General features: G+C 69.7%; 17 protein-coding genes and 2 tRNA genes. 14 read left to right on the top strand and 5 right to left on the bottom strand.

The window, feature by feature from the left end; translation table 11 throughout:
* The first annotated feature begins 6 nt into the window (after window positions 1-6).
* A tRNA-Gln gene (locus tag B7K22_RS01845) sits at window positions 7-81 on the top strand.
* 277 nt (window positions 82-358) lie between these two features.
* On the opposite strand, the gene B7K22_RS01840 is transcribed toward B7K22_RS01845, so the two are convergent.
* The gene (locus tag B7K22_RS01840; RefSeq protein ID WP_084038084.1) at window positions 359-2,512 is read right to left on the bottom strand and encodes an ATP-dependent Clp protease ATP-binding subunit; all 2,154 of its coding nucleotides are present in this window, start codon (window positions 2,510-2,512) and stop codon (window positions 359-361) included.
* Window positions 2,513-2,758: 246 nt separating this feature from the next.
* On the opposite strand from B7K22_RS01840, the gene B7K22_RS01835 reads away from it, so the two are divergent.
* Window positions 2,759-2,831, top strand: a tRNA-Glu gene (locus B7K22_RS01835).
* A gap of 83 nt (window positions 2,832-2,914) precedes the next feature.
* Here the strand turns inward: B7K22_RS01835 and B7K22_RS01830 are convergent.
* Window positions 2,915-3,364 carry a thiol-disulfide oxidoreductase DCC family protein gene (locus B7K22_RS01830; RefSeq protein ID WP_084038083.1) on the bottom strand — a complete coding sequence of 150 codons (450 nt, stop codon included), beginning with the start codon at window positions 3,362-3,364 and terminating at the stop codon, window positions 2,915-2,917.
* Between the two features lie 382 nt (window positions 3,365-3,746).
* Between B7K22_RS01830 and B7K22_RS01825 the strand changes: the two genes are divergently transcribed.
* From B7K22_RS01825 to B7K22_RS01810, 4 genes are read left to right on the top strand one after another with little or no spacing between them, the layout of a single operon-like run.
* Entirely contained in the window at window positions 3,747-4,112 is a 366-nt protein-coding gene (locus tag B7K22_RS01825; RefSeq protein WP_084038082.1) for a hypothetical protein, read from the top strand.
* Window positions 4,112-4,720, top strand: coding sequence for an ATP/GTP-binding protein (locus B7K22_RS01820; RefSeq protein ID WP_084038081.1), 609 nt, complete (start codon window positions 4,112-4,114; stop codon window positions 4,718-4,720). The genes B7K22_RS01825 and B7K22_RS01820 overlap by 1 nt, the downstream gene beginning before the upstream one ends.
* On the top strand, window positions 4,717-5,097 hold the full coding sequence (locus B7K22_RS01815; RefSeq protein WP_084038080.1) for a roadblock/LC7 domain-containing protein: 381 nt from the start codon (window positions 4,717-4,719) through the stop codon (window positions 5,095-5,097). Before B7K22_RS01820 ends, B7K22_RS01815 begins: the two co-directional genes overlap by 4 nt.
* Entirely contained in the window at window positions 5,094-5,528 is a 435-nt protein-coding gene (locus B7K22_RS01810) for a roadblock/LC7 domain-containing protein (RefSeq protein ID WP_084038079.1), read from the top strand. The genes B7K22_RS01815 and B7K22_RS01810 overlap by 4 nt, the downstream gene beginning before the upstream one ends.
* On the opposite strand, the gene B7K22_RS01805 is transcribed toward B7K22_RS01810, so the two are convergent.
* Both B7K22_RS01805 and B7K22_RS01800 read right to left on the bottom strand, forming a co-directional pair.
* A complete protein-coding gene (locus tag B7K22_RS01805; protein WP_144276190.1) occupies window positions 5,509-8,790 on the bottom strand; it encodes a glycoside hydrolase family 9 protein in 3,282 nt (1,093 codons plus the stop codon). The genes B7K22_RS01810 and B7K22_RS01805 overlap by 20 nt on opposite strands.
* 357 nt (window positions 8,791-9,147) lie before the next feature.
* Window positions 9,148-9,867 carry an IclR family transcriptional regulator gene (locus tag B7K22_RS01800; protein ID WP_084038077.1) on the bottom strand — a complete coding sequence of 240 codons (720 nt, stop codon included), beginning with the start codon at window positions 9,865-9,867 and terminating at the stop codon, window positions 9,148-9,150.
* Window positions 9,868-9,920: 53 nt separating this feature from the next.
* Between B7K22_RS01800 and leuC the strand changes: the two genes are divergently transcribed.
* The 4 genes from leuC to B7K22_RS01780 are packed head-to-tail and all read left to right on the top strand — an operon-like array spanning window position 9,921 to window position 14,277.
* Entirely contained in the window at window positions 9,921-11,354 is a 1,434-nt protein-coding gene (gene leuC, locus B7K22_RS01795) for a 3-isopropylmalate dehydratase large subunit (RefSeq protein ID WP_084038076.1), read from the top strand.
* Window positions 11,355-11,365: 11 nt separating this feature from the next.
* Complete coding sequence (gene leuD / locus B7K22_RS01790; RefSeq protein WP_084038075.1) at window positions 11,366-12,004, top strand: 3-isopropylmalate dehydratase small subunit; 639 nt, start codon at window positions 11,366-11,368, stop codon at window positions 12,002-12,004.
* Window positions 12,005-12,008: 4 nt separating this feature from the next.
* The gene (locus B7K22_RS01785; RefSeq protein ID WP_159448714.1) at window positions 12,009-13,382 is read left to right on the top strand and encodes an MATE family efflux transporter; all 1,374 of its coding nucleotides are present in this window, start codon (window positions 12,009-12,011) and stop codon (window positions 13,380-13,382) included.
* 46 nt (window positions 13,383-13,428) lie between these two features.
* The gene (locus B7K22_RS01780; protein ID WP_084038073.1) at window positions 13,429-14,277 is read left to right on the top strand and encodes a type II CAAX prenyl endopeptidase Rce1 family protein; all 849 of its coding nucleotides are present in this window, start codon (window positions 13,429-13,431) and stop codon (window positions 14,275-14,277) included.
* 22 nt (window positions 14,278-14,299) lie between these two features.
* Here the strand turns inward: B7K22_RS01780 and B7K22_RS01775 are convergent, their stop codons facing one another.
* Complete coding sequence (locus B7K22_RS01775; protein WP_084038072.1) at window positions 14,300-15,184, bottom strand: PfkB family carbohydrate kinase; 885 nt, start codon at window positions 15,182-15,184, stop codon at window positions 14,300-14,302.
* A 146-nt stretch (window positions 15,185-15,330) separates the two neighbouring features.
* Here B7K22_RS01775 and murA point away from each other — a divergent pair, with 146 nt between their 5' ends.
* From murA to B7K22_RS01755, 4 genes are read left to right on the top strand one after another with little or no spacing between them, the layout of a single operon-like run.
* Window positions 15,331-16,641 (top strand): UDP-N-acetylglucosamine 1-carboxyvinyltransferase, encoded by a 1,311-nt coding sequence (gene murA, locus B7K22_RS01770; protein WP_084039644.1) that lies wholly within the window; start codon window positions 15,331-15,333, stop codon window positions 16,639-16,641.
* A gap of 3 nt (window positions 16,642-16,644) precedes the next feature.
* Entirely contained in the window at window positions 16,645-17,358 is a 714-nt protein-coding gene (locus tag B7K22_RS01765) for a 1-acyl-sn-glycerol-3-phosphate acyltransferase (protein ID WP_084038071.1), read from the top strand.
* Window positions 17,355-18,356, top strand: coding sequence for an NAD(P)H-dependent glycerol-3-phosphate dehydrogenase (locus tag B7K22_RS01760; RefSeq protein WP_084038070.1), 1,002 nt, complete (start codon window positions 17,355-17,357; stop codon window positions 18,354-18,356). The genes B7K22_RS01765 and B7K22_RS01760 overlap by 4 nt, the downstream gene beginning before the upstream one ends.
* Window positions 18,357-19,448, top strand: a complete 1,092-nt coding sequence (locus B7K22_RS01755) for a D-alanine--D-alanine ligase family protein (RefSeq protein ID WP_084038069.1) — start codon at window positions 18,357-18,359, stop codon at window positions 19,446-19,448.
* Window positions 19,449-19,462 lie beyond the last annotated feature (14 nt).

Here is a 19,462-nt window from a genome sequence, read left to right as displayed (position 1 = left end):
GCCTGTTGGCCTATGGTGTAATTGGCAGCACGAAGGTTTCTGGTTCCTTTAGTCTTGGTTCGAGTCCAGGTAGGCCAGCCAGCAACGAAAGACCCGCTCCGGCGGGTCTTTTCGCTTTCCCCGCCCACGCATCGGCCGTCCCCGGCGACCGCATCGGTCCGCCCGTGCCGCCGCTCTCGCCGCCGCCGTCGCGCACTTGTCTCCGACAGTTCCGAACGTTCGGCAAGCGACACGCCGGGTTCGGCCGGGCCCGACCCCGCAATCCGCGGCATGGCGTGGCCGACATGTTCGGAACTGTCGGGAACGCCGGGGCCGGACGGGGTGTCGCCCGGGACAGTGGTTCGCTGTTCGGCGGGAGTCAGCCCGTGCGCAGCGTGAGCGCGTCGCCGTCCCAGTCGGCGGTCACGCGGTCGCCCTCACCGATGCGGCCGTCGACGATCTCCTTCGCGAGCGCGTTGAGCAGGCGTGTCTGGATGAGGCGCTTGAGCGGTCGCGCACCGAAGGCTGGGTCGAACCCGTCGCGGGCGAGCGCGGCGCGCAGCCCGGCCGTCACGGTGAGCTCGATGTCCTTCTGCGATGCGAGCCGCGCGGCGGTCTTGGCGAGCTCGGCATCCACGATCCCCTCCATGGCCGCCGGGTCGATGCGGTTGAACACGACCACGTCGTCGAGGCGGTTGAGGAACTCGGGCCGGAAGGCCTGTCGCAGCTCGCAGTTCAGGCCTGTCTCGAGCGCCTCGCGGTCCTCGCCGTCCCACGCGAGCACCAGGTCGGAGCCCAGGTTGGACGTCATGATGAGGATCGTGTTGGTGAAGTTCACCGTGCGGCCGCGGCCGTCGGTGAGCCGTCCGTCGTCGAGCACCTGCAGCAGCACGTTCCACACGTCGGGGTGTGCCTTCTCCACCTCGTCGAACAGCACGATCGAGTAGGGGCGCCGGCGGACCGCCTCGGTCAACTGCCCGCCCTGGTCGTAGCCCACGTAGCCCGGGGGAGAGCCGATCAGCCGGGCGACCGCGTGCGACTCCATGTACTCCGACATGTCGATGCGGATCATCGCGCGCTCGTCGTCGAACAGCTGCTCGGCGAGCGCGCGAGCCAGCTCGGTCTTGCCGACGCCCGTGGGGCCCAAGAACAGGAACGAGCCGATCGGTCGGTGCTCGTCCGCGATGCCGGCGCGAGCGCGCCGGATGGCATCGGACACGCTCGCGATCGCCCGGTGCTGGCCGACCACGCGCTCGTGGAGGCGCTCCTCGAGGTGGCCGAGCTTCGCCGACTCGTCTGTCAGGAGCTTCTCGACGGGCACGCCCGTCCACTTCGCGACCACGCCGGCGATGTCCTCGCCCGTGACCTCTTCGCGCAGCATGCGCTCCTCGGGCGCGATGGCGTCCAGCTCCCGCCGCGCATCGGCCATCTCCTTCTCCGCTGACGGGATCTCGCCGTAGCGGATCCGGCCGGCGCGCTCCAGCTCGCCGTACCGCTCGGCGCGCTCGAGGTCGCCGCGCAGGCTCTCCAAACGCTCCGTCGCCGCGGACACCCGGACGATCAGGTCCTTCTCGCGCGCCCAGCGCATGTTCAGGGCCTCCGACTCCTGGCGCAGGCGCGCGATGTCGCCATCGATCTCGTCGCGCCGGGCCTTGGCGTGGTCGGACTTGTCCTTGGCGACCTGGGTGCGCTCGATCTCGAGCTGCATGATGCGGCGGCGTGCTCGGTCGAGCTCGATGGGCATGGAGTCGAGCTGCATCTTGAGCGCGCTGGTGGCCTCGTCGATCAGGTCGACCGCCTTGTCAGGCAGGAACCGGTCCGAGATGTAGCGGTCGGACAGCCGGGCGGCTGACACGATGGCCTCATCCGTGATCTTCACGCCGTGGTGCACCTCGTACTTGTCCTGCAGCCCGCGCAGGATCGCGACGGTGTCCTCGATCGACGGCTCGCCCACGTAGACAGGCTGGAACCGGCGCTCGAGCGCGCTGTCGGTCTCGATGTGCTCCCGGTACTCGTTCAACGTGGTGGCGCCGATCATGCGCAGCTTCCCGCGCGCGAGCATGGGCTTGAGGATGTTGCCAGCGTCCACGCTCCCGTCCGCCTTGCCGGCGCCCACGATGGTGTGGAGCTCGTCGACGAACAGGACGATGCGTCCCTCGGCCTGCTCCACCTCGGCGAGGATCGCCTTGAGGCGCTCCTCGAACTGCCCGCGGAAGGCCGCGCCGGCCACGACGGAGCTCATGGCGATCTCGATCACCCGTCGGTCCTTCAGGCTGCTCGGCACGTCCCCGGCGACGATGCGCTGGGCAAGGCCTTCGACGATTGCGGTCTTGCCCACGCCAGGCTCGCCGATCAGCACGGCGTTGTTCTTGGTGCGGCGCGTGAGGACCTGCATGACGCGGCGGATCTCCTCGTCACGCCCGATCACGGGGTCGAGGGAGCCGGACTCCGCCAGGGCGGTGAAGTCCTGGCCGAACTGCTCGAGGGCGGACTGCTGCTCCTGGGTGTCAGGAGCCTGCGGCGTGGCGGTCATGGTGAGCCTCCTGGTAGATGCGTGAGTGTGCGCGTTGTTGAGTCGTATACGCTCAAGTTTACATAACGCACGTGGGCGAAGCAAGAGCGGGTCGACCGCGGGGCAGGGGAGTGCGACGGGCTCACGAGGGCCGGCGGCGCTGAGCGCAGCCGCTGTACATGGCCCACTCGGATTGGCGCGCAGGCCCGCTCATGCTGTAGAGTCTTATCTCGCGCCAGGCACCCGGGAGGGTGAATGGTCGGCTAGGGCCCCGTTGTGTAGCGGCCTAGCACGCCGCCCTCTCAAGGCGGTAGCGCGGGTTCGAATCCCGTCGGGGCTACGGATGACTCCTCACCGCACGCGGTGGGGAGTTTTTCGTTGCCTAGGTCCCGTTTCGCGGCAGCGACGGGCCGATGCGCGGGCTCAGTCGCGCAGCGCCCTCACGTCCTGGATGGTCGCCAGGCGTTCACGCCACGTGCGCACGAGTGCGGGTGGCGGAGTACCGCAAGCGGGGTACTCTGCAGGCCGGCGCGGGCGACGGCGCGCGATCGCGTCATAGACGCGGTCGCGCAGGCCGCGGGGAGCGACCGTCATCGCCGCGCCCCACCGCCAGGGCGCGCCGAGCTCGCGCAGCACGCCCGCCACCGCATCGGTCCTCACCAAGGGCCCGGAGGACGTGGCGACCGCGAGCGTCGATGCGGCCAGGGCGCGCTCCAGTCCCATGGCATCGAGCGCGGCCGCCCCCACGTCGCCGGCGCTCCCCGTGATGAGGAAGTGGCCGTCGGGATCGTGCCGGATCAGCCATGCGACAAAGCCGTTGCACAGGCCGCAATCGCCGTCGAAGATCACAATGGGCGCGGCGTCGGGAGTCATATTTGCACCCTAGCTGGCGGCGGAATTGGTTGCGTTCTCAACATTGGTAGCAACTTGAGTCTCAAGCGCGACCGCGCGAGAACAATATGCGCAAACTCAGACAATCTGGCCGGGTGTACCGGCACGAAGTATGACAAAACGCGCCGGTCGGAATGTGTGATGCCGTACGCCTCGATGGTATTCCGTGAGATAGCCCACACGTGTCAACCCTGGACCCCGATCGCTCGCCCTCGTAGGGTTGCGCCGTTCCCGACCCACTGGAGTCCGGACAGTGCGCGCAGTGAGGAGTCTGACGCCGCAGTGGGCATGGCCAATCCGCCGAGCGCCCGCAATCGAACACCGTGCAGGTGACTTTCGCCTGCGTCCTATGAAGGAGAAAAAGATGGCAAACCCCGCTGAGTCGATGACCAATGTGATGACGATTGAAGGTGCGATCGGCGCCGCACTCGTCGATTACGACAGTGGAATGACGCTCGCGACCGCCGGGAGCGGTCTCGACCTCGAGCTCGCAGCGGCTGGCAACACCGAGGTGGTGCGCGCCAAGCTTCGCGTGATGGACTCGCTCGGCCTCGACGACGCGATCGAGGACATCCTGATCACGCTCGGCAAGCAGATCCACCTCATTCGCCTCGTGACCGCCCCCAACGGCCACGGACTCTTCATCTACGTGGCCCTCGACCGTTCGCGGTCGAACCTTGCCATGGCGCGTCGCCAGCTGCAGGGGATCGAGACGGCTCTCGAGATCTGATGGATGCGGGTGCGGTCTCGGACCGCTATGTCCCTGCGGCCACGCCCGGCCAGCCGACAGGGGTGGTGAAGGTGGTCGTTGCCGGGCCCTTCGGGTCCGGCAAGACCACCTTCGTCACCACCGTGTGCGACAACGCGATCGGCGTCGAGCGAAACGTCTCGGACGCCACCTCGCGGCTCAAGGAGCAGACCACGGTTGCCATGGATCACGGCACCGTGGACCTGCCGACGCCAGCCGGGGAGCAACGCGTGACTCTGTTCGGCACCCCTGGCCAGGAGCGGTTCAACTTCATGTGGCCCATGCTCGCCCAGGGCATGGCGGGATACGTACTGCTGGTGGACGCCAGCAGGCTCCAGGCCCAGGCGCAGCTCAAGTCCATCGTCCGACGGTTCGCCTCGTTCGCGCCCGACGTGCCGTTCCTGCTCGCAGCCAACCGGTGGGATCCGCGACAGGCGGGACGCGGTCAGATCGCACAGTTCGTGGGCGTCGATGCGAGCCGAGTGGTCGCGTGCGATCCGCGAGACGCCGGACAGTCGCGGGCGCTCCTGGTGGATCTGCTCGGCCTTGTCGATGGCTCGGCATCCGCCCGTCGGGAGACTGCCTCATGATCATCCCCAAGCATGGCCTCCTCGTCGGAGCGCGGCTGCGCAAGGACCTGACGGGCCTGTCACGCCTGATCATCGCGCGCACCGACGGCATCGCCCTGTATGACGACGTCCCGCTGCGGGAACGCGATGGAGGAGCCGCGCTGACCGCAGCGATGCTGGGGCTCGCGGCAACGGCCACGGCGGCGTTCGGCCTCGGCGCGGCTCGCGTCTCGACCACCGTGGGAGAGGACGGCGTCGTCGTGCTCGCTCCGGTCGACGCAGGGCACGTGCTGGCGATCCTTCTCGATGCCGGCGCGGACGTGGCGAGCGCCGCGGAGGCTGTCATGCGGGAGGCGGAGCGTCTGCGCGTGCTGTCCGGCATGGCGCGCACCGCGTGATCCCTCGAGACAGGTGTGCGGCGATCGCGCACGAGCTGCGTGCGCACCCCGGCGTTCACCGCGTGATCATCGCCGGTGCGGACGGGCGTGCCCACTACGACGACCTCGCCTTCGAAGCGCGCGACCAGGGCGCCGCTGCCGCGGCGACGCTCGCGGCGGTGAGCGCGCTCGTCGCCCAGAGCGTGGGGGTCGAGAGCCCTGAGGGCTCCGTGATCTACGGCGCGGCCCAGCAGGTCATCACGCGCGCCGTGGGCTCGGACCTCGTCCTGGTCGTGGTCGCCGCGGCGGGCGCGCCCGGGACGGGCGTCTATCGCGCTGCGCGCCGCGCCGCCGCCCAGCTCACCGACGGCGAGCACAAGCGACGCGGCGCGCCGCTCCCGGCGGAGCGACGCGCCGCGCGCAGTGCCGGAGTCAGGCCGACTCGGCCATGATCCGGTAGAGGAACGCCGAGTACGCGTCACGCGTGACCGGCGAGCCCATGCGGAACGTGCCGTCCTCCCAGCCCGTGGAGATGCCGGCGTCGTGCAGCCAGTTGATCTCCGTGTAGAACTCGGTGTTGAGCGCGGTGACGTCCGTGAAGTGCGATGTCTCCGGCGCGGTGTAGTTCTCGGGCTCGAGGTAGCGGTACAGGAACGCCGCCATGGCGTCGCGCGTCATGCGCGACTCCGGACGGAAGGTGCCATCGTCCCAGCCCTCGGAGATGCCGGCGTCGTAGAGCCAGCTGATCTCCGTGTAGAACTCCGTGCTGTCCGGAGTGACATCCGCGAAGTGCGGGGTCTCGGGCGCCACGTAGTCCTCCGGTGCGGCCATGCGGAACAGGAAGGCGGCCACGGCGTCACGCGTGATGGGCGCGAACGGACGGAACGTGCCATCCTCGAAGCCGTTGGCGTAGCCATTGCGCCACATCCACGTGACGGCCTCGAAGTGCTCGAGCGACGGGGAGACGTCGGGGAACGGCGGGTTGCCGATCCTGTCCGCCTGGTCCACGTCGGCCATCCATGATGCGACCCAGCTCAGGGCGGAGTTCCAGTTGACCGTGATCTCGTTGGTCGCCCATGACTGGATGTGGTCGACATAGCACCGCTGAGGAGCGCAGTCCTGCGCGGGGTAGAGGGCCGCGAACGTGGGGTCCCAGGTGCCGGTCTGGGTGTTGGGTCCGCCAGCCACCGAGCCTGCCGGCGGGTTGGGCAGCTCGGGGTCGAGCTGGTTCGCGAACCACCGGCTGTGCTGGTTCTTGCTGGTCACGTCGCCATAGTCCGTGATGTAGGACCAGTTGAGCGCGTTGCGACCCAAGAGGTAGTCCATCGACTCGATGACAGCGTCGGCATACTTCCTGTCTCCCGTGAGGTCGAAGGCCGTGCCCAGGACCACCTGGTTGTTGAGCACCTGGGAGTTGGATCCCCACACGAACCCGTCATCGGGAAGCGCCAGGCCGAACTCCTGAGCCTGCTGTACCGCCAGGATGCCGGCCGCGCCCGCGACCACCTGGTCGGTGACGGCATCGCGCTCGGCGAAGTCGTTGGGGACGGTGGCGAGGTTCATCTTCGCGATGGCGTCGAGCTTGTCCCAGCTGAAGCCCTCGGTCGCGAAGGAATCGGCCTCGTGAACGGGTGATGCGATGAGGAAGTCCTCGTACTCGCTCTCGCCAGTCGTGAGGAAGAGTTCGGCCGCAGCCCAGTAGAACTCGTCCGTGACGTCGTCGTCGTCGTACGGGCCGCCGCCATCGGCGCCGTCCGCCGCGGGCGCGTAGAGATCCGGCGTGGCCAGTGCGGCCTGCCAGGTCGACTCGGCGGCAGCGAGCAGCTCGGACGCGAACTCGGCGTCGTACTCCTCGAACAGGCGCGCTCCCTGCGCCGCGGTGGCCGCGACGTTGAGCGTGGCCGCGGTGGAGGGACGGTGCAGCTCCCTCACCTGGGCGTCGTTGGCGGGCATCAGGGGCAGGCCAGTCCAGCCATCGTCATGGATCTTGTGGTGCACGAGGCCGGCGAATTGCGCGCCATCGGGCACCTGCATCGACAGCATGAACTCGAGCTGCCACCTGGCCTCGTCGAGCACATCTGGCACGTCGTTGCCGGTCTCCGGCAGGTTGAGCGTGCCGTCGGCGAGCGCCTCAGGTGCCGTCGCCGCCTCGGTGAGCGTGCGCTCGTATGTGCCGAGCAGCTGGGCCGTCGAGATCCCGCCGTTGACCACGTACTTCCCATGGTCCCCGGCGTCGTACCAGCCGCCGACCACGTCGAGCGTGTAGTCGCACGGCTCCCAGTCATAGCCGTCGTCGTACACGGTGGCCACGTCGGCCTCGTTCTGGCACGGGACGTCGAGATCGCCCTTGTTGGCCACGCCGTCGGCGGGCGACGAGACGTGTCCGGCCGCGCGCGCGTAGGCGTCGCCGACGATCGCGCCGTCGACCTCGATGCCCGAGCGGGCGAGGTAGAAGTAGTTGAGGGCGTCGTAGCGCAGCTGCTGATAAGCGTCGGTGCCGATCTCGAACTCGTAGCTCGTGTCGCCGTCCGCCGTCAGCGTGTAGATGCCTGGCGCGGTCACGCCGGAGAAGTCGATGGCGTGGACGTTGAGCCCCGCCGATGCGTCGACACCTGCCGGGACGGTCGTGCCCGAGGCGATGGACGCGCCGTCGGAGCTGAGCTCCCAGGCGACCGGCTCGGTGGCCTCCGTGACGACGGTGGCCTCCTTGGGGCCGTGCGCGAGGTAGCCCACCTGGTTGACGCGCACGCGCGGTCCCGTCTCGGGCTCGTACGGCTCGATGGTCACACCGCCGATGAGCGAGACGTCGTCGACGCAGAACGTCCATGCGTCCTCGGAGCCGCCGATCTGGAAGGCGATCTGGCGATCTGCGAGGTCCTCGGTGATCTCGAAGGAGAAGGAGTACTCGCTGCCCTCGCTGGTCGGGAACACGGTCTCGTCGACCACCGTGGCATAGGTGGTCGGGTTCTGGATGAGGGCACGCACGCTCGGCTGCTCGTCCGTGGTCGACGTGGCCGATGCCGTGAAGCTGTACGTGTACGCTCCGGCGGGCAGGGTGACGCCATCGAGGCCCACGATGTGGGCCCATGGGTCGCCTCCGCCGGCGGGCACGTCGGTGCACAGGGCGCCCGTCTCCGCGGAGATGGAGAGCTGTCCCGAGCCCCACCACGAGCCGGTGCCGTCAGAGAAGTCGCCGCCGGTGATCAACTCGGTTCCCGCGGCCGTCACGGACACGTCGTCGATGCACACGGTGCGTGGCCCGTCGCCCGCCTCCCCGACGAAGACGATGAGCTTGCCGGGGTCGACCTCCTCATCCACGGTAAACGGGATCGACACCTCAGCGACCCCGTCCACGTCGACCTCCTGGCTCACGTGCTGGACGTCATCGGTCGGACCCGAGAGCTGCACGGGCACCGGGCCGTCGGCGTGGATGGTGAGGGACAGGACGTTGTCGCCGGCGGCGATGGTGAAACCATCCCTGCCCATGCCGCCCGCGTAGAGCGTGTCGCCGGTGCTGTCGCCACACAGCATGCCGCCGTCGACGTAGGGCTGGCCGCCCTGGCCGCCGCCGACGCCGAAGCCCCAGAAGCCACCGGAGTCGGCCTCGAAGTCGGTTGTCGGAAGGTCCGCCCATGATGGAGTCGCTCCCGCGACGGCGATGAGCGCGGCGGCGGTCACGGCTGCCGCCGCGCGCCGGAGTGTTGGTGTTCTCACAATTGCTCTCCTTTGAGCCATCGGTGCCAGGTCGTCCCCCGCACGGGTCGAGCGCCACCGCGGCGTCGACCGATGTCAGAGGAACGTAGCAAGAAACGTTTCGATTGTGGAGTCGTGGAACGTTAACACTTTTTGATGGGGCGTCTAGCAGGGGTGATGAGCGCGCGCAGCAACCTGCCGCTCGAGGCATCCGGACCCTCGTGCTTGCCCTCGGCGTCGGACGGGCGCCAGCATCCGGCTTGACGTCGCCCCTGGCACGCCGCGGCGAGGCGGCGGGGGCTCAGGCGCACAGTCTCCGCGGATGGGCGTGCCGGGTCTGACGTCCGCGACGTCGACCGCGGCCTCAGCGAAGCGCGATCAGCCCTCGGTCCGGCGCAGCACGTCGCTGAGCTGGCGCGCGGCATCCGTCACGGCCGCCGCATGAGCGGCGGCTGGGGCGGCGGTGAGGCGCTCGATCGGCCCGGAGATGGACACGGCGGCAATGACCGTGCCCGCCGTGCCCCACACTGGGGCGGACACCGAACTGACGCCTGCCTCTCGCTCGGCCGCCGACTCGGCGTAGCCGAGCTCCCGTACGCGCGCGAGCTCCGCCGCCGTGAACGCGGCGTCCGCGAGCGCGACGTGCATGCGCGAGGGCTCCTCCCAGGCGAGCAGCACCTTCGCGGCCGATCCGGCGGTCATGGTCATCGTGGTGCCGACGGGGATGGAGTCGCGCAGTCCCACCGGACGGTCGACGGCGGCGATGCAGATGCGCTGGTCGCCGTGCGGGCGGTAGAGCTGACTGGACTCGCCCGTGCGGTCGCGCAGCGTCGTGAGCACCGGAAGTGCGGCGGATACGAGGCGGTCCTCGCCCACCGTCGCCGCCAGCTCGGAGAAGCGGCGCCCGAGCACGAAGGCTCCTGTCGCGTCGCGGCCCACCAGGTGATGGTGCTCGAGAGCGAGGGCTAGCCGATGCACGGTGGGGCGCGCAAGATGGGTGGTGGAGACCAGCTCGGCCAGCGTGGCCGGGCCCTTCTCGAGAGCGCCGAGGATGGCCGCCGTCTTGTCAACCACTCCGACGCCGCTATGATTGTCCATAGAGCGATACTAGCGTCTCAGATTGTGAGACAGCAAGCAGCACGGAGGTAATCATGGGAACCACGCTCGCGGAGAAGCTGTGGGCCAGCCACCTGGTCCGCAAGGGTGAGGACGGCGCGCCCGACCTCATCTACATCGATCTCCACATGTGCCACGAGGTCACCAGCCCTCAGGCATTCGAGGGCCTCCGGCTCGCGGGCCGCCCGGTGCGCCGACCTGACCTCACCATCGCGACCGAGGACCACAACACCCCCACCCTCGACATCGACCTGCCGATCGCGGATGTCACGTCGCGCACGCAGATCGACACCTTGCGCGCCAACGCGCGCGAGTTCGGGGTCCGCATCCACTCGCTGGGCGACGCCGACCAAGGCGTGGTCCACGTCGTCGGTCCGCAGCTGGGGCTGACCATGCCGGGCATGACCGTGGTGTGCGGCGACTCGCACACCTCGACCCACGGCGCGTTCGGGGCGCTCGCGTTCGGCATCGGCACGTCCGAGGTCGAGCACGTGCTCGCGACCCAGACGCTCCCGCTCAAGCCGTTCAAGACGATGGCGATCAACGTCGACGGTGAGCTTCCCGAGGGCACCACCGCGAAGGACATCATCCTCGCGGTGATCGCGAAGATCGGCACCGGCGGCGGTCAGGGCTACGTGCTCGAGTACCGCGGCGAGGCGATCCGGTCGCTGTCGATGGAGGCGCGCATGACCGTGTGCAACATGTCGATCGAGGCCGGCGCGCGCGCTGGCCTCATCGCGCCGGACGAGACCACGTTCGAGTACGTCAAGGGCCGCCCGCACGCCCCGGAGGGCGCGGACTGGGACGAGGCCGTCGAGTACTGGCGGACCCTCACCACGGACGATGACGCCGTGTTCGACGCCGAGGTGAACCTGGCCGCATCGGACCTCGAGCCCTTCGTGACCTGGGGCACCAACCCGGGCCAGGGCCTGCCGCTCAGCGCCTCGGTGCCCAACCCCGAGGAGATCGCGGACGCGGACCAGCGCGAGGCCGCGGAGAACGCCCTCAAGTACATGGGACTTACCCCGGGCCAGCCGCTGCGCGAGATCAAGATCGACACGGTCTTCCTAGGATCGTGCACCAACGGTCGCATCGAGGACCTGCGCGCCGCCGCCGAGATCATCCAGGGCCGGAGCATGGCCCCTGGCCTGCGCATGCTGGTCGTGCCCGGCTCGGCGCGCGTCCGGCTGCAGGCGGAGGCCGAGGGGATCGACCAGATCTTCAAGGACTTCGGCGCCGAGTGGCGCAACGCCGGCTGCTCGATGTGCCTGGGCATGAACCCCGACCAGCTCGCCCCGGAGGAGCGCAGCGCCTCCACCTCGAACCGCAACTTCGAGGGACGCCAGGGCAAGGGCGGCCGCACCCACCTGGTGTCGCCGCTCGTGGCCGCCGCGACTGCCGTGCGCGGCACGCTGTCGAGCCCCGCCGACCTGGAGGGCGCCGACCTGCTCGTCGGCGCTTCCGCGTAAGGAGTACCGCCATGGAGAAGTTCACGACCCACACCGGCATCGGCGTCCCGCTGCGCCGCTCCAACGTCGACACCGACCAGATCATCCCCGCTGTCTACCTCAAGCGCGTCACCAAGACCGGGTTCGACGACGCCCTGTTCGCGGCGTGGCGCGGGGACGAGTCGTTCATCCTCAACCAGCCCGCCTACCAGGCCGGCTCCGTGCTGGTCGCCGGCCCCGACTTCGGCACCGGATCCTCGCGCGAGCACGCCGTGTGGGCGCTCAAGGACTACGGCTTCCGAGTGGTGATCGCGAGCCGCTTCGCGGACATCTTCCGCGGCAACTCCGGCAAGCAGGGCCTGCTTGCGGCCGTGGTGAGCCAGGAGAACGTCGAGCTGCTGTGGAAGCTCATCGAGACCGAGCCCGGCAAGCACATCACCGTCTCGCTCGAGGACCGCACCGTCACATGTGGCGAGCTGACCGTGCCTTTCGAGATCGATGACTACGTTCGCTGGCGCCTCATGGAGGGCCTCGACGACATCGGCCTGACCCTTCAGAACGAGGAGGACATCACGGCCTTCGAGGCGACGCGCGCCGCGTGGCGACCGAAGACTCTGCCTGCGAAGACGGAGCCGAAGGTCGAGATCGAGGCCGCCCGCCCGGTCTCGTAGGCCCGTGGCCGACGGCAACGCGGCTCCATCAGGGCGCCGCGTCGCCCGGCCCCTGCCGCATCGCGCGGCCGCGGCGCTTGCCCTCCCGGCGATCGCGTCCAACGTCGCCGTGCCCCTCGCGGGCCTGGTCGACACCGCGGCTCTCGGTCACTTCGCGACGGCGACGGATCTGGGCGCCGTGGGTCTGGGCGCCGCCGTCATCTCGACGCTGTTCTGGGTCTTCTCCTTCCTCCGGGTGGGCACCACCTCGCTCGTGGGGCGTGCGCTCGGTGCGGGGGACCGGACCGGAGCCGTGCGCCACATCCAGCGCGCCGGCGCGCTCGCAGCCGCGCTGTCCGTCGTGTGGCTCATCGGCATGTGGGCGCTCGTGCCTGCGATCCTGCATGTGCTGGCACCCGAGGGGCCAGCGCGTGACGCCGCGCTCGCGTACACGCTGATCCGCAGCCTGTCATTGCCAGCCCTGCTGGTGACCCTGGTGGTCGCGGGGTCGTTCATCGGCGCCAAGAACACCCGCATCCCGCTCGTGATCGCGACCACTCAGGCCGTCGCGAACATCGTGCTCGACCTGTTCCTCGTGGGCGGGCTGGGTCTGGGGGCCGAGGGCGCGGCGTGGGGGACGTTCGGCTCGGAGTGGATGGGCGCCGCCCTCGCGGTCGCACTGCTGTGGAGGCGGCTCGATGCGGCGCAACGGGCGACGCTGCGCGACTGGCGAGACGCGACCTTGCGCCGCGGCTGGCGCGCGCTGCTGCTGTTCAACGGCGCGTACATGGGCCGGACGGCGCTGCTGACGGGCGTGGTCGCATTCGTCGCCTCGGTCGGCTCCCGCTTCGATCCCGAGACGCTGGCCGCGAACGCGATCATGCTGCAGCTGATGAACGTCGCGTCCTACGCCCTCGACGGCTACGCCAACGCGGCGGAGGCCCTGGTCGCCCACGCGGCAGGAGCGGCGCGAGTCCCGGACTTCCATGCCGCGGTCATTGCGACGGCGATCCCGATGGTGGCGATCGGCATTGCACTGACCGCGCTCTACTGGATCGCACGCGAACCCATCCTCGCGGCGCTCACTGACCTGCCTGCGGTGCGCACGACAGCGTTGGAATACTGGCCATGGATCGCGCTGCTGCCGCTCGTCTCGTGGGGCGCGTACTGGCTCGACGGGGTGTTCCTGGGCGCGGGCCGTTCGGGGCTGATGCTCGCGGCGATGATGGTGTCAGTGCTCGGCGTGTTCGTGCCGATGATCGTGTGGGGCGCCGCCCAGCCGGGGGGCCTCACGAACGGCCACGTCTGGACCGCCTTCCTCACCCTCAACGCGGTGCGAGTGGTGACGCTCGGCGCCGCGTACCCCCGACTGACCAGGACCGTCGCGTCGCCGGCCTGACGAGCGGCGTGACGGCGACTGCCGTCGCTCGTGCCATGCTCGTCCCATGACAGCGACAGCCGAGTCCCGCGTGCCGCCGCCGCTCCTCGGTGACGGGCGTACGGCGCTCAGGGTCGCATCGGCGCTGCTGGTGTGCGGTGCCGCCGTGCTGCTGTTCGCCGTCCACGTCCGCCCGCTCGGGTACGTGCCGCTCATCGCCGGTGTCGCGCTCGCCTTCGCCGTCGACCGCGCGCTCGCGAAGGACCTCACGCTGATCGCGATCGGCCAGCTCATCATCTCCGCCATCTCACTCGAGGCGGACCTGTCCAACAGCGGGATGCTCGGCTTCACGCTCGCGCTCGGAGGGGCGGTACTGGTTCCCTGGGCGCTCGCGAGGTACTGGTTGAAGCACGACGCCGTGAAGTTCCCCATGTTCACGGGGCGGCGCTGGTCGCGTGCTCAGTGGATCTACCTGGGCGTCGTGATCCTGCTGGGCTACCTGATCCTGCCGTTCTACTTCATCGGCTCCGGCGCCTACTTGAACTGGCCCGAGATCACGGGCACCAACGAGATCGCACGCCTGTTCGTCGGGGTCAACGCGGTGGGCATCTGGGACGAGCTGTTCTTCATCTGCACCGTCTTCGCCCTGCTCATGCGGCACTTCCCGATGTGGCTCGCGAACGTGCTCCAGGCGATGGTCTTCGTGAGCTTCCTGTGGGAGCTGGGCTACCGCGAATGGGGGCCGCTGCTCACGATCCCGTTCGCGCTCATCCAGGCGTGGATCTTCTCGCGCTTCAAGTCGCTTCCCTACGTGCTCGCGGTGCACCTGCTGTTCGACGCCGTGGTCTTCGCTGTGCTGGTCCACGCGCACCACCCCGAGCTGTTCGACATCTTCGTCACCGTTCCCGGACAGTAGGGCGCCGACGGCGGGCCGAGCCCTATTCGCGTCCCAGCCACGCTCGCGTGCCGAACGACCCGAGCGCCGGCCCCACGGCCGCAACCGCCCACGCGAGATCCTCAGCCAGGCGCGCGTCGTCCATCCCCAGCGAGGCGATGCGCCAGGCCAGCGCGCCGTGGAAGAAATCTCCGGCGCCCAGGGTGTCGACCACCGCCACGGGGGCGATCGGGACCACGCCCTCGGCGCCTCGTACGCGCCACAGGACGGGGTCGGACCCGCGCGTGATCGCGGCCCTTTCGACACCCAGCGACTCGATCCACGCGAAGACGTCGTCGGGCTCGATCGCGCCGCTGGGAGTCGCGAGATCCTGGGACGCGATGACCACGTCCACCTCACGAATCACGTCGGAGGTGTGCGACCTCAGGCTGCCGGCGTCCATGATGACGGGAACGCCCTGCGCGCGTGCCGCTCGAGCGAGCGGCACCGCGATCTCGGGGTAATACCCGTCTACCAGCACCGCGCTCGCGCCCTCCAGCGACGCCGGCTCGACGGGGGAGCGGTTCGTCATGACGGCCGATGCGCTGGGAGAGACGACGGCTCGTTCACCGGTCGCGCGGGTCACCATGATGGACGCGGTGACGGGCGGACCATCGAGGCCGCCGGCATCGACGAGGGCGACGCCGCAGGCATCGAGATCGGCCCGGATCAGGCCCGTCAGCGGATGCTCGGGCAGCCTCGTGCGCAGCTCGGGCGATCCGCCCAGATGCGCGAACGCGACGGCGGCGTTCGTGGCGGGGCCGCCTGCGGCGACGGCGAAGTCCAGCGCGACCACCTTCGCGTTGGGCGCTGGCAGATGCTCGACCTGGTGGATCACGTCGAGCGTGGTCAGGCCGGCGAACACCGCGCGTCGCTGATGGGAAGGCATGCGGACATCGTGGCACGGGGCGCGCCCAGGGTCGGCACCTCTCCAGGACGCGCGCCGAGCACGGACCCTGGAGAGTACGGCACTCCGCGGCGGCGGATAGGGGGTGGATGCGGGCGTCTCACCGTTGATGGGGGAAGATGGGTGCCATGACCGACTCGATCCGCGTGCACGGCGGCGTGCCGCTGCGCGGCGAGATCTCGGTGCGCGGCGCCAAGAACTTCGTCTCCAAGGCGATGGTGGCCGCGCTCCTGGGATCCACGCCGTCGACGCTGCGCAACGTCCCTGACATTCGCGATGTGAAGGTGGTGTCCGAGCTTCTCCGGCTCCACGGCGCCGCCGTCGACTACGACGTGGAGTCGGGGGAGCTGCACGCGGACACGTCCACGCTCCAGGCGGCGGACGCGCTCCAGATCGCGACCCACGCGGGCTCGTCGCGCATCCCCATCCTGCTGTGCGGCCCCTTGCTGCACCGCCTGGGGGAGGCCGTGATCCCCGACCTGGGCGGCTGCCGCATCGGCGACCGGCCCATCGACTTCCACCTCGAGATCCTCACCAAGTTCGGCGCGCAGGTCCAGGAGGCCGGGGACGGCCTGCACCTCACGGCACCACGCGGCCTCCACGGCATCAAGCACACGCTCGACTATCCGTCCGTGGGCGCGACGGAGCAGCTCCTGCTGACCGCGGTCCTCGCAGAGGGCATCACGCGACTCGACAACGCGGCCGTCGAGCCAGAGATCAAGGACCTCATCGACACGCTGCAGAAGATGGGCGCGATCATCTCGGTGGACACCGACCGGTCGATCACCATCGAGGGCGTCGAGCGCCTGCACGGTTACGACCACACGTCGCTCGCCGACAGGATCGAGGTGGGGTCGTGGGCGTCCGCTGCGCTCGCGACGAGGGGCGACATCCTGGTGCACGGTGCCCAGCAGCGCACGATGGGCATGTTCCTCAACGTGTTCCGCAAGGTCGGCGGCGAGTTCGAGGTGACGCCAGAGGGCATCCGCTTCTGGCACCCCGGCGGCGATCTCCACTCGATCGCCCTGCAGACCGACGTCCACCCGGCATTCATGACCGACTGGCAGCAGCCCCTCGTGGTCGCGCTGACCCAGGCGCAGGGACTGAGCATCGTCCACGAGACGGTGTACGAGAACCGGTTCGGCTTCACCGATGCGCTGATCGCGATGGGGGCGTGCGTGCAGCTGTACCGCGAGTGCCTGGGCGACAAGCAGTGCCGGTTCGGACAGCGCAACTTCCTGCACTCGGCCGTGATCTCGGGTCCGACCCCGTTGCAGGCGGCCGACATCGAGGTGCCCGACCTGCGTGGCGGCTTCTCGCACCTGATCGCCGCGTTGACGGCCGAGGGCACGTCGACCGTGTCAGGCATCGGCATCATCGACCGTGGGTACGAGAGCTTCCGCGACAAGCTGGCGGCGCTCGGCGCGTCGGTCGAGTAGGCCATGGCACCCAAGATTCCCGCAGGCTTCCGCGCCGCCGCGGTCCTGGTGAAGCCTGTGCTGCTCGCGACGACCAAGCGCCACTGGTCGGGCGCGGAGAACCTGCCGAGCGACCGCGGCTTCATCGCGGTCTCCAACCATGTCACGTACGCGGATCCGTTCACGCTCGCGCACTTCCTGTACGACCACGGGTACGCGCCGCACTTCCTCGCGAAGGCCTCGCTGTTCGACCTGCCCGTGGCGGGCAAGGCGCTCGCCGGGCTCGATCAGGTCCCCGTGCAGCGCGGCAGCGCGCGCGCTCGCGAAGCCGTGGACGCGGCCGTGAAGCTGCTGAGTCGGGGCGACTCGATCGCGGTGTTCCCCGAGGGCACGCTCACGCGGGACCCGGACATGTGGCCCATGCTCGCCCGCACCGGCGCCGCGCGCATGGCGCTCGAGCACGACGTTCCGGTGATCCCGATCGCGCAGTGGGGCGCCCAGGAGCTGCTCGCGCCGTACTCGAAGAAGGTCGACCTCTTCCCGCGCAAGACGGTCACCGTGAAGGCAGGGCCCGCTGTGGACCTGGCGGAGTTCAGGGGTCGCGACCTCGACATCGGGGTGCTGCGCGGCGCGACCGACCGGATCATGGATACCCTGACAGGCATGCTCGAGCAGATCCGCGGCGAGGCCGCCCCGGACAAGCCTTGGGACATGCGCAGAGAGGGAGGCGGCCGATGACGCGGGCCGCCGTGCTGGGCTCCGGCGCGTGGGGGACGACGTTCGCCGCCGTGCTGCGCGACGCCGGCACCGAGGTGTCGCTGTGGGGTCGCGACGCAGGCGCCGCCGCGCAGATCAACGCCGAGCGTCGCAACGACCGGTTCCTGCCGGGGATGGATCTCCCGGAAGGCATCGTCGCGACCACCGACGCGCGCGAGGCACTCGAGGGGGCCGACATCGTCGCCATCGCGCTGCCTGCCCAGAAGGTGCGCGGGATCATCGGCGAGTACGCGGACGCCGTGCCTGACGGCGCGGTGGTCGCATCGCTGATGAAGGGCATCGAGGTCGGCACTCACGCGCGCATGAGCGACGTCCTGCGCGAGGTATGGCATCTCCCGGCCGACCGCACGCTGGTCGTGTCCGGCCCCAACCTCGCTCGCGAGATCGCCGTGAAGCAGCCCACGGCCACCGTCGTGGCCGGCACGAACACGGCAGCCGCGGAGCTGGTGGCGGCCGCCACCGCATCGTCGTACTTCCGCCCGTACACCAACCCCGACGTCGTGGGCGTCGAGCTGTGCGGGGCGTTCAAGAACGTCATCGCCGTGGGCGTGGGCATCACCGATGGCATGGGCTTCGGTCACAACACCACCGCGACGGTCATCACTCGCGGCCTGGCCGAGATCACGCGCCTGGGCGTCGCGGTGGGCGCCCACCCCGACACGTTCTCAGGGCTGGCCGGGATGGGGGACCTGATCGCGACCTGCGCGTCGCCGCTGTCCCGCAACCACACCCTGGGTGCGCACATCGGGCGCGGCCTGGGGCTCGCGGAGGCCATCGCGCGGACCGGTGGGACAGCCGAGGGCGTGCAGACGTCGCTGTCGATCCAGGAGCTCGCTCGGGAGCATGACGTCGACGTTCCGATCTGCGACGCCGTCGTGGACACGCTCCACCACGAGCTGCCCATCGGCGAGGTGCTGAGCAAGCTGCTGTCGCGCCCGCGCAAGGCCGAGGTGTCCTAGGTGAGCAGGCCCACCGTCGCCGTCCTGTTCGGCGGGCGGTCCTCCGAGCACGGAGTCTCCTGCGCGACGGCAGGCGGCGTGCTGGGAGCGATCGATCGCGACCGATGGGACGTGGTCGCCGTCGGCATCACCGAGGATGGGCGTTGGGTGCCCGCGGCGAGCGACGCGAACGCATGGCTGCTGCGCGACGGCACGCTGCCACGAGTCGCTCACGACGACCGGACGGTGCTGCCGCCGCGCGACGCCTCGGAGCGGACCTGGCGTGTGCTGGAGGCCGACGGCTCGACCTCGGCGCTCGCGGACGTCGACGTCGTCTTCCCCCTGCTCCACGGACCATTCGGCGAGGACGGAACGGTCCAGGGCGCCCTCGAGCTGGTGGACGTCAGGTACGTGGGCTCGGGCGTGCTCGCGTCGGCGATCGGGATGGACAAGCAGTACATGAAGACCGCCCTTCGCGGAGCGGGGCTGCCCGTGACGCCGGACGTGGTGCTGGCACCGGGAGACACGGCCGATGCGCACCGGACCGAGATCGAGGCGCTGGGACTTCCGGTCTTCGTCAAGCCCGCCCGCGCCGGCTCGAGCATGGGCATCTCGAAGGTCACCGCCTGGAGCGCTCTCGACGAGGCGATCGCGGACGCGGTCAAGCACGATCCGAAGGTGCTGATCGAGCGCGGCGTGCCCGGCCGGGAGATCGAGACGGCGGTCCTCGCCGCTTCCGACGGGCTGCGCGCGTCGCCGGCGGGGGAGATCGTCACGGGCGGGGATCACGAGTTCTACGACTTCGACGCGAAGTACCTCGACGAGGCCGCGGTGGACCTGCGGTGCCCCACGGAGCTGGCGGACGACGTCGCCGCGCAGGTGGCCGACATCGCGGTGCGCGCCTTCCGCGCCGTGGGAGCCGAGTCGCTCGCGCGCGTCGACGTGTTCGTCGGCGAGGACGGCACGGTGACGGTCAACGAGATCAACACCATGCCGGGCTTCACTGCGACGAGCATGTACCCGCGCATGTGGGCCGCGGCCGGCGTCAGCTATCCGGAGCTGGTGCAGACCCTTCTCGAGGGAGCGCTCGCTCGGCGGACGGGCCTGCGCTAGAGGCCCGAGGCGTC

It is taken from the genome of Demequina sp. NBRC 110053 (assembly GCF_002090095.1).
In the GTDB taxonomy this organism is placed as follows: Bacteria; Actinomycetota; Actinomycetes; order Actinomycetales; family Demequinaceae; genus Demequina.
The sequence above is the reverse complement of the archived record's forward strand: the minus strand, read 5'-3'. Positions and strand labels throughout refer to the sequence as shown.